The 10541-nt window shown below is 34.5% G+C and carries 7 protein-coding genes; all 7 read right to left on the reverse strand.

Features of this window, described 5'->3' with window-relative positions:
• Positions 1-425: DNA/RNA non-specific endonuclease (locus tag HOG71_09495; GenBank protein ID MBT5991074.1), on the reverse strand; the 425-nt coding region annotated here is incomplete at its 3' end.
• Positions 426-480: 55 nt separating this feature from the next.
• Positions 481-1521 (reverse strand): serine hydrolase, encoded by a 1041-nt coding sequence (locus HOG71_09500; GenBank protein MBT5991075.1) that lies wholly within the window; start codon positions 1519-1521, stop codon positions 481-483.
• 54 nt (positions 1522-1575) lie between these two features.
• The gene (locus HOG71_09505) at positions 1576-5370 is read right to left on the reverse strand and encodes a tetratricopeptide repeat protein (protein ID MBT5991076.1); all 3795 of its coding nucleotides are present in this window, start codon (positions 5368-5370) and stop codon (positions 1576-1578) included.
• Between the two features lie 247 nt (positions 5371-5617).
• Positions 5618-7651 carry a DUF4384 domain-containing protein gene (locus HOG71_09510; protein MBT5991077.1) on the reverse strand — a complete coding sequence of 678 codons (2034 nt, stop codon included), beginning with the start codon at positions 7649-7651 and terminating at the stop codon, positions 5618-5620.
• A gap of 10 nt (positions 7652-7661) precedes the next feature.
• Positions 7662-9173, reverse strand: a complete 1512-nt coding sequence (locus HOG71_09515) for a trypsin-like serine protease (protein MBT5991078.1) — start codon at positions 9171-9173, stop codon at positions 7662-7664.
• 191 nt (positions 9174-9364) lie between these two features.
• The gene (locus HOG71_09520; GenBank protein ID MBT5991079.1) at positions 9365-9811 is read right to left on the reverse strand and encodes a hypothetical protein; all 447 of its coding nucleotides are present in this window, start codon (positions 9809-9811) and stop codon (positions 9365-9367) included.
• 37 nt (positions 9812-9848) lie between these two features.
• Positions 9849-10388, reverse strand: coding sequence for a hypothetical protein (locus HOG71_09525; GenBank protein ID MBT5991080.1), 540 nt, complete (start codon positions 10386-10388; stop codon positions 9849-9851).
• Positions 10389-10541: the final 153 nt, after the last annotated feature.

Raw genomic sequence — 10541 nt, forward strand, 5'->3', positions numbered from 1 at the left:
GGTTTTTGTGGGCTCATATTACTCATGAAAAAGGACTCACTCATCACTTCCTTTGACCATTTCATATCAGCTGCTGGTGCAAGATGTCCCCTATCGTATCCACTACTTTTATAGTCTTTCAAACTTGCTGAGCCAGTAAGAATTTTAGGATCAGTTCTAAAATTATCTTTACGTTTTTCTGTTCCTAGGAGTTCTTCTTTTGTTAAAACATACATTACCCAGTTGGCTTGTTCGTGTCTTTCGTTATAGGATAAGTCAAAAGCCATTAAATGTCGGACCTGAGCCAATGAATCAGAAATCAGAGGATAAGCATCTATCAAATTTTCAAAAGAGACAAAAAGAGGTGCATCCTTTTGAATTTCAGTTGTGCTGGAAGAATTTTCCATTTTCTTATCAGGTCTCGCAACAAACCACACAGCTATCATTACGATAATTATTGATATTCCAAATAGATAATTTGATGGTTTCATTAATTTATTATTAGTCAGAAATAAGAAAAAGTCCATTTGAACTAACGGCAAGATTTATTTTTTTAAATCGTTCACCCAATATCTCATTGATAAATTGAAAGCCGTTTTGAGAGTTCGTAAAAACTACAAAGCCACTACTTGTATTCTTATCATGAACGAATAAATTTTGAAAATAAGTATCGTTACCATGCTGCCATAAAAGCTCATAAAACTCAGTTTCTATCAATCCCAACCCAGCTGTCCGTGCATTAATTGAGTCAATATTGTATTGACAATTCAAGAGGTTTGAATCTGGTTTTTCCATATAATTTAGCCACCACTGAGCAAATGCTTTGGGTTTGCAACATAATGTTCCATGAACATAGGGGTAATCTGAATACCAAATAGGCCGAACTGCTTTTAAATTACCATTATGTCCCCAAACAATATTCCGAATATTTGTTGACAGGCTAAAGTCCATTGCTTCACTATTCATGAATTGAAAACCTTCTACTGAATCGATTTGCTTATTCTCCCTTTCTTCTATCCATCTTTGCAAATACAAAAAACCTTCTCCTGAATAATTAAAACTCCCACTTTCTGAACTTTCCAAAAACAACTCTGGAGTCATCCAATCACCAAAATTAGCTGTATGGGTTAGTATTTTTCTTGCAGTTGGACTTTGCTTTGATGGATTTATCCTGTAATCTATTGATGATTTGATTCTTCTATCATATTCATTTTCGGATCTTCTCCTATTTGCATTAATGACTAAAACGGAGTCTAAAGAAATTTTGTTTAGTCTAAAATAGTCCAGAACCAAGCCCGAAAATATTGTTTTGCTTAATGATGCAGCCTCAAAGTATGTATCCTCAGTAATTGCAGTTGAGTCATCGAATAAGGTATAACCCTTATAATAATACTGTTGAATTTTTCCGTGCTCCCAACTCAAATAAGCCCAGGCTGGAATAATATGAATATCGGCTAATTCATTAATTGTTTTCTTTGATACATAATCGCTTTTGCAGGAAAGGAATAATAGTAGAATCAGTATGTAATGAATACTTTTCATAGCGAATCAGCATGGGAAGTTAAGAAGGATAAAGATAAGAAATAGCTTACTTCATTATTTCAAATCCTTAAACTTTACATCCAACTGTTTTTCTTCTGATTGCACATTGAAAATAAATTCTCCACCGGGTTCGTTATCGCCAAAATCACCAAAACGTGGAGAGGTTTTTAAACGCTCTACTGATCCTATCAACTTATTAAAAGTGACATATCCATTTCGTTGACTTTCGGTCCTAAGAACGGCTAATAATTGGTAAGCAAAGGGAGAATGCTTACCAGGGTCACCATCTGAAACATATTGTTTACCTCCTGAGGTAAGGAACAACCTTGATTTATATAATTTAGCTCTTTTAATCAGTTCATTCTTGTTTACATTTTCATATACGCTTTCTCCTCTATCAGAAGATGATACTCGTTTATCAAACGTACCTCCAAAACAAACATCCAGAGCTATAAGAATATGATTACATGATCGAATATTATTAACATGCTCTCGTAAATAGGAATAGGGCAAGTAAGTTTCCATAATCTCATCATTCCGTTTCGAATCCTTACACACTAAATAACCTTCACCTGAAACTTCATCAAATGACCCATGTCCGGCAAAAAATACAAATAACTGATCATTTTCGCCATAAGCTTTCATCTGATATTGCCGAATTTTAGACATCACTTCTCTTCGAGTTGCATTTGTCACCAACTCTACTTCAAAACCATATTGATCTTCTAATGTTTTTGCAATGGTAGATGCATCATGAATAGGATTAACTAAATCCTTCCATTCATTGTAATTGTCGGTTGCAAATAACAATGCATAATCTTTTCCTTCACCTTCCTTGTTGTTATCATTAATCATAGCTGCTCCAGCCAAACCTGCTCCCCTACTAGCAATTATTTGAGCATCTTCCCCCAAATTAAACTTAACGGAATCAGAACTAGCTACCAAATAGAAATCTCGGCCTTTGTGATAACTGATATGGCTCATGAAATCATCTTCATTGTCGTACGTCTTATTCAAAAATGATTCAATTTCACGAACACTCACTAAGGCATCTTCTGTTTGCATAGCTGCTGCTTGTCCTTCAATAGCTTTTAATAATTGATAGGTAAACAAGCCATGCTCCAACGAATCAATTTCTACCCGATGACCACTTGGACACAATATGCTCAGATTTTGATTTGATTTTGAATAAATTCCTTCAGATGAGACTTTGGTCGACAAATATTCACTGACGAAGGTTGGGGCAAACATATCCAATACAATTAATTGATTGTTAGCCTGAATGTTACTCATCCACGTCTTTAAAAGCCTGATATCAACCTCTTTTATAACATTTTCATCGGTTGCACTTAGCAAATGAAATGAACTTGTGTCAAGGGCAGCCGAGCCTGCAATATAAAACACAAAGGCATCGTTCGGTTTTGAATGTATAATTACTTCTTTGATAGCATCTTCAAAATCCAATAATGAACCATCTGCTGATTCAATATGTTTAACAATGACCGAGTCATACAGGTTTATTGCTTTCTTCTGCATTATGGTGGAAAAACTCAATGCATCTTTTACAGCATACTGAAAATCAACTTCTTCTGTTTTATTTATCCCGATAGTTACTAAATACAAATACGAGGTTTTTCCGCGCTTTGCAATTTTCTCTTCGAGTGCTTCTGCCCTTTCCAGATAGGAGTAATAGCGCCCCATATCTCCTTTATTATTATACATCCATGATAATAAATCCAGTGCATTTGAAACATTCTCAATGTTTTTAACATCATTTTTTGCGTAGTTTAAACATAACTCATAATACTTCTGAGATTGTTCCCAGTCTTTCATTTGTTGATAAATGTAACCCAACCAAGAAGTTTCCCAATACAACCAATAAGCTCGCGGTTTGTTCCCACTTTTCTCAACTTCATAACAACTTAGCATTAAGTCGGCTGCTTTTTGATACTCCGCATTATTTTTATATTCAATAGCCAAATCCGACAAACTATCAGCTTTTATATAATAGTATTGATTGGCTTTGTATTGGTCGATCATCCATAACCTAGCAAGTTTAACCAATTTGGTTTTCCATTTTCTTTCAATAAAAATATCAAAATCGCCAATAGGACCTTCCCAAAATTCATTTTCTCGATCTAAAAGTTTCAAGGTTTTTTCATAATACATAAAAGCCTTGGCTGTATCTCCAGTGAGCAAATGTGTATGACCAAGATTAACCACCCACGACATAGTTGAACTATCTAAATCATATGCTTTTTGACAAATTTCCTGTGCTTGAAAAACGCGTCCGTCCAATACAAGATACCAACCTTGATTGCCCCATGCTTCGGCAACATCAGGTAAAAGCTCAGCCACTTTACTATGATCAATAATGGCTTTCCCATAATCCTCCTGTCGGGCATATACATTCCCTCTTTGATAATAAGCATTAAAATTGGCTGGATTGTATCGAATTGCTTCCGATAAATTCTCAATTGATTGTTCATAAAACTTATCTACATCAAGAAAATAACCTTTGGTATTGAGAAATATTGATGTATTCAACGAATCGTTTTTAAGTTTACTTAGCTTGATAATTTTATCCACCAATGCATAAGCTTCCTCCGTATTTCCATCAGCATACATTTTATATACTTCTTCGTTCCATTTATTGAAGGTTGAGTCATCTACATAGTAAGCAACATCATGTAAATACTCGTCCATATAGGACGCTGGTAACAATCTCAAATTCTCCAGTATGAAGGGATCGTATTCTCCCTGAGGTGTTTCGTTAATTACCCAGGTTGCATAGGTCTCATTAATTTTCCATTGTATGCCCATGTATTTTGCAGGATATGATCGAACAAAATTCAGAAACGAAGCTACATCGGCAAGTGTCGCTTCTTTCAAGCTTTCAAGAAGGGTTTTTCCGCGAAATTTACCTCCTTCAAGTTTTTCGTTTAAAGAGGGTTCATCATAATCCACCAATGATTCATAGGAAGCATAAAGATCAGCCAAAAACACCCGCAACAAAGCATTGTCAAACCCAGGCGTATTCAAGTGTAGCAATTCTTGTTTGTCGTAAAGAATCGTATTATCTAAATCCTTAAAAATAATATTATAGCTAGCTAATTCACGTACGATACTGTAATGATCGATAATTGGCACTTCGCATGTAACTTGTAAAATATCGCCAATGCGAGGCCATAAACTCTTATCCTCAAAATTTGAAATAACGATTGCATAAATCGCGTAATTGGATTCTATTTTTACTAATTTTCCTTTGCCTAAGGTATTGTTTCCCCTATCTGGTTCATCAGCACTATGGGTACTAATAGCAAAGGCGTTGTGTTTTTGATAGATATTTTCATTACTACCAACCTGGGTATAAATCCACATGGTATCAGCATTTCTCCGAATAATACTGTCAACACTATGAAAAACGTAGAATTTCTCAAGATTTTCTGTTTTTTTTGCATCCAATGTAACATCATAGTACCTGATAATAATATGCAGATTACTTAAATTGCTTAAGGTTGTTTTTAATCCTGCTGTATTCTCAGCTTTTTGATAATGTGGAACTGCTTTTTGGAAAGCATTGTATGACTCTTTGTATTTTGCAAGTTGATAAAATGAATAAGCAATATTCTCCTCGCAATTTGCCAAAAAATTATAGTCTTGTTCATTCTCCTGACTTTCTGAATCTATAGCTTTTTGAAAATTTGTAATGGCATCTTCATATTTTTCCTCGGAATAAAACTGGATTGCTTTTTCATCAAGCTTTTTAGCTTGTTCGCTCTTTTGTGCAAATGAATTAAAAAACACCAAAGTGCACAAGATTAGAACGATGCTTGTTTTAATTTTCATATGTCTATAATTAAACTTTAAAGGTCATACGGAACTCGCATTATAATCATTCCTATGTGTGAGAAATTTTTTACTCATGCTTGTTTCATCTGTTTAGAATTATTTTTTAGTTGCCAGATAGCCAGTCCCGATTTATCGGAAGAACTCGCATATAGTCATTTCCTTGTTTATGTAGACTTATACTCATGCTTGTTTCATCAGAGTTTATTTATATCGCAATAGAATTTACACGTTAAATCAGATCATTTTATTTACTGATTTTAAAAAGCACAGTATAGGTATTTGCGTTCTCATATGGAACATTTGGGGTGTAACCAACACCACCGCCTCGAGTTGCATAACTATCAGCTAGAAGCAACTCAAGTGGATTCATATCTCCACGAGTAGTTGATCCCCTCGAAAGGATTATGGGTTCAAGGTTTAATGGCTTTTCTGATGCGATTAGTTTAAACACTTCATTGCCAAAAGGAGGTCCAAAAACGAAGGTATAATCTAATTCTATAGTTGCTCCCGGACTTATTACAAAATCAGTTGCTGGAATACGAATCTGGCGTTTAGAATCATAAACGGGAATTAATATATTAATTTGATTATCAGGCTGTATATCAATTAATGAATAATAGGCTATACGATTACCATTGTTGCTTATTTTGAGTTTAAAGTAATCTCCAGCATTAAATTCAATGGTGTTGTTTGCATCCATTTTTTTCTCGATATCAAATCTGGATTTCTCAGTTTCATCAGCATTTGCAATAATTGGTATGAATTCAAATGTAACATCAAAAGAAGATGACTGCATATCCAGGTTTCTTAATAAATTTCCTTGTGCAAAGGCTTTTATTAAATGTATTACTTCATCCACGATTTCCTGAGATTTGGCATCTTGATATGGTTTATCATATAGTAGCATGTCAGTAACCGTTGTGATCTGAAGATTGTTTCCTCTGGTGTATTTATTATTATATTCAATAACTAAATCTGGGTTATCATTATCCAGAGCAATTAGTTTAACCTCCTTTAGATTCATTAGTAAAATTTCGGCCAAATCCTTATTTTTAATATCCAGACCTACATTTACTGTTAAATCTCCATAATTCTGTTCTTCAATAAAAACCCATAATGACTTTGATTCAGTTTTACTTATAGGTTTGGATGTTTGAACTGTTGAATTGAATGTTTCTGAACTAACTACTTCTCCAGTTGCAATGGCAGTGCTTTTTGAAGGATCTGTTGTTCCGTTGGGATAAAAAGCTACAATCGATTTAGCATTTAGTCCTATTAAGCTACCTCCATTAACAATTAAAGTATTTTCATCTTTCCATTTTTCAATAGAAAGATATGCTTTTTGATCAACTGCTTCTCCTCCAAAAATAGTAACATCTATATTCCCTTCAATTTGTGGTTGTTGATTGGGTGCTAAAACGCTCATATCCACTTTGATTTCCTCAAAAAAGCCCCTGTAAGATGTGTTTTTGCCTGATTTTCTTACTGCTCGGCTAAATGCATAGGATAAAGATCCAACTGAATTTCCCTCATCATCTTTTGTTTCATAATTCAATTGCTGAGGACTCGCTCCACTTAAAACAATCATAGAGGCTAAATCATTTCCCACTCCTCTTGAACTCGTTTTGTTTGTTTTATCTACATCTGCCATGCCTACTTCCTGATGGCCACTATTTAGCGGGTTATAACCTTCTTTTGCCATTTTAGACATTGTCCCCCTCGTTTTAGCCATACCCCGGGTTGCTGTTCCCGAATGGCATGCATCAAGTATAACCAATAAATTACCTTCTTTGCCTAATCTCTCTCGTAATCGTGAAAACAAAATATCAAGCTCATCATCTCTTAAGTGGTTCTCCCCTTCATAAACACCTGGTTGATATCTGACTTGTGCATTATATGGCACAATGGCTTCATCATAGCCATCATCTTTTTCATCCCCGTTATCATCTTGAATTTGTTGCCCATGACCTGAGAAATGAAAAACAACAATATCTCCTTTATTCGATTTAGCGATAAGTGTTTCGATGGCTTGAATAATCCCACTTTTAGTAGCGTCTTCATCCGTTAATAATTGGATATCATCAAACCCTTGCGACTCCAAAGCATTGGTAATTAAAGGGATGTCTTTGTCGCTACTAATTTGAGACCAACCACCACTTTTAGGATATTTGGCCACAGCAACTACTAATGCGATTTTTTTTGGACTTGTTTGAACTGCAATTAACTGAAAACTAATCAGTAGTAAAATGGTAAATTGAAAAAAGATAATTCGTTTCATTGTTTTGTTTTTAATACCAAAGGGTTGATTGCATAACATCTTCATCTCCAGATAAGTAATATCGAAGCAATTCCATGTTTTCAAGATCATCATGTGGCTTTAATAAATACATATCAATAACACCCGACATACCGCAAAGCTTTAGAGCAGCTCCAAAATACCTCAGATCTGTAATTTTCCACATGCTTTGATAATTTTCGCCAACTATGCCAGCAGCAAGCATAAAATACTTTTCGCCTTTACTTGCACTTTGACTGGAATTACCATTATAACCTGGTTTTTTGTTTATTGGTCGACCACTAAATTGCTTTTCCTCGTATTTATAATAATTTTCTGATTCTACAGAAACAGCTAACTGGGGTTCTTTTTGTAATAATTTGATATTACTCACTTGCTCCATAACATAAAGAGCAATTGCTTCTAATTCATTCTCTTTTAATTCTGAACTTTTAATACTTACAGTTTTGGATGTACTTCCGTTAGCCAATTTAAGAGTAACATTTGCTCCAGGAGTGATTTTTTCAAATTCACCTAAAACTTCTTCTACATTTCTTACTTTCACACCATTAACCTGAAGGACAGCATAACCTATATAATTATTTAAATTCTGAGAAGCTGGCGAATTAGGAATGACAGCTGAAATAATAGCTAACGTATCTTGCAAAACGTAGGTGTAATTATCTGACCCAACATACTCATAGTTATAAGATTGTGATATTTCAATTCCAAAATAGGCTCTTCTTACTCGGCCTTCATAGGTGAGTACATCATTGACTATTCGTTCAACTATCTTAGCTTCTACAGCAAAATTAATTTGAGATTGAATAACTTCTTCTCCATCGGGTGAGGTTGCAAATGCAATTTTTGTATTTACGCCAGCTACTTTTCCCGAAGCATCTACAAGAGGACCACCACTATTTCCCCAAATAATGGTTGCTGTAGTTTGTAAAAATCCGAATTTGCCTGTAATACCTTCACGAACACGGTTTTTCGCACTAATAATACCATTTGATACAGAATAAGGATACTCCCCTAGTGGATTACCAATAGCATAAACCGGTTCACCAATTCTGGACTCAGCCTTTTTAAAATCGATAGAAGTGATTTCATTTCCCGGAGATCCGATAAACTCCAATAAAGCAATATCATAAAATGAATCGCCCCCTACTACTTTAACTTCATACTTGGTTCCATCAATGCTGAATATATAAATACTCCCTCTTTCATCAGAGGCATCCTGAATAACATGGGCATTGGTAACGACATACTTTTTTCCGTTTCTGGAAATAATGAAACCTGAACCTGAACCCAGAGCCCCCGAAAGTGACAAAGCTTTTTCATAGGCAACATCCGAAACAGTTTCTCCTCTAAAACCTAAGGTTTGATTTGCAATTCCTGTTTTATAAACGGCAACTGTTACCACCGAACTCAATGCATTTTCAAGCATGTCAGAAACATTCTGAGCTAATGATAAGCCTGCTGTCAGAGATAGAATCAAAATAAAGCTAAAGATCTTTTTCATTTGTGTGTAATTTTATGGTTAAGCGCTTAATCTACTGCTTGAATTTTACTGTATGGAATGCTAAATACTTTTTATTATTTCAAAATATAATGATCAGCAATTCCATCCAGTTATATTTTATTTTCCTTTAATTACTTAATAATGAATAAAAAAAAGCACCTCTGATAATCACAGAAGTGCTTTTAAATTCATTAGTTAGACATTGACCAATCCCACTCCTGATTGTAGCAATACCTTGTTTGAGGACCCCAGGTAATTTTGCTCCCATCATCAAACTCAGCAACTGCATAAAGTTTAGTGTCACCACCAGAAACTGTTACATTTCCTTTTCCATAAGGTGCAACATAACCTTCATGATAACCATCTACATAACAATCAATGTAATAATTTGTCCAATTGTCAAATGTAACATAGCAATAACCACCACGGCTTTGCTCAGCACCTTTTGTTGCTGGCTGTACCACTTTAGATTTACTTGCAACACCATTGACACTTTTTTTAGCAACGATGTTTACATCGACTCCTCTTGATTTTTCAATTTTAGTTCCAGCTACCTGATCAGAGTTAGGTTTTACTTGTGCGAACAGGAAAGTTGAAATTGCCAATCCAAAAACCAAGGTTAATAATAACTTCTTCATAACATTCATTTTTAAGTGTTTATTAAATAATTAAAGTTTAGTTACAATAATAATCGACTGCATCTTTCGCAGCAGTAAGCCCTCTTTTGTAGGCATCCTGCATGCAATCGCAGCCTTCTTCAAAATCATTATTTTCAAATAAGGCTCTACCTTTATTAAAAATAGCAATTAAATAATCAGGATCTAAGCCAATAGCACTGTCATAGTCAGCAATAGCATTCGTATGATCTCCTTTAACATATCTTAAAATGCCTCGGTTGTTATAATACACAGCTTTTGGCCCCATTCCTATTGCTAATGAGTAATCCTCATAAGCTTCTTCAGTTCTTCCTGAATTGTCTTTTGCTAGTCCTCTTCTAAACATTGCTTCAGCGAAATCAGGTTTGATTTCCATAGCCAAGTTGAAATAGTAAATTGCTGAATCAAATTCACGTAATTTTAATTTTTTCATTCCGCTATCAAATAAATCATTGGCCGTTTGGGAAAAAGCAAGAGTAGATATCGCAAGTGAGCAAAACAATATTAATAATGCCTTTCTTGATTTCATCACAGTAATATTTCTTGTTTTTATCTTCATTACAAATTTATATTAGGGTCTGCTGAAAAAGCACAAGAATCCATATAACAAGTTGATAATTAGCAATAAGTGTTAATAAATATTTATCTTAATCCAGTCTAAAATGCAGGGATATCAGTATCTTAGTATTATAAAGTTTGCATTTTATGATAC

This window comes from Bacteroidota bacterium (genome assembly GCA_018698135.1).
Lineage (GTDB): Bacteria > Bacteroidota > Bacteroidia > CAILMK01 > JAAYUY01 > JABINZ01.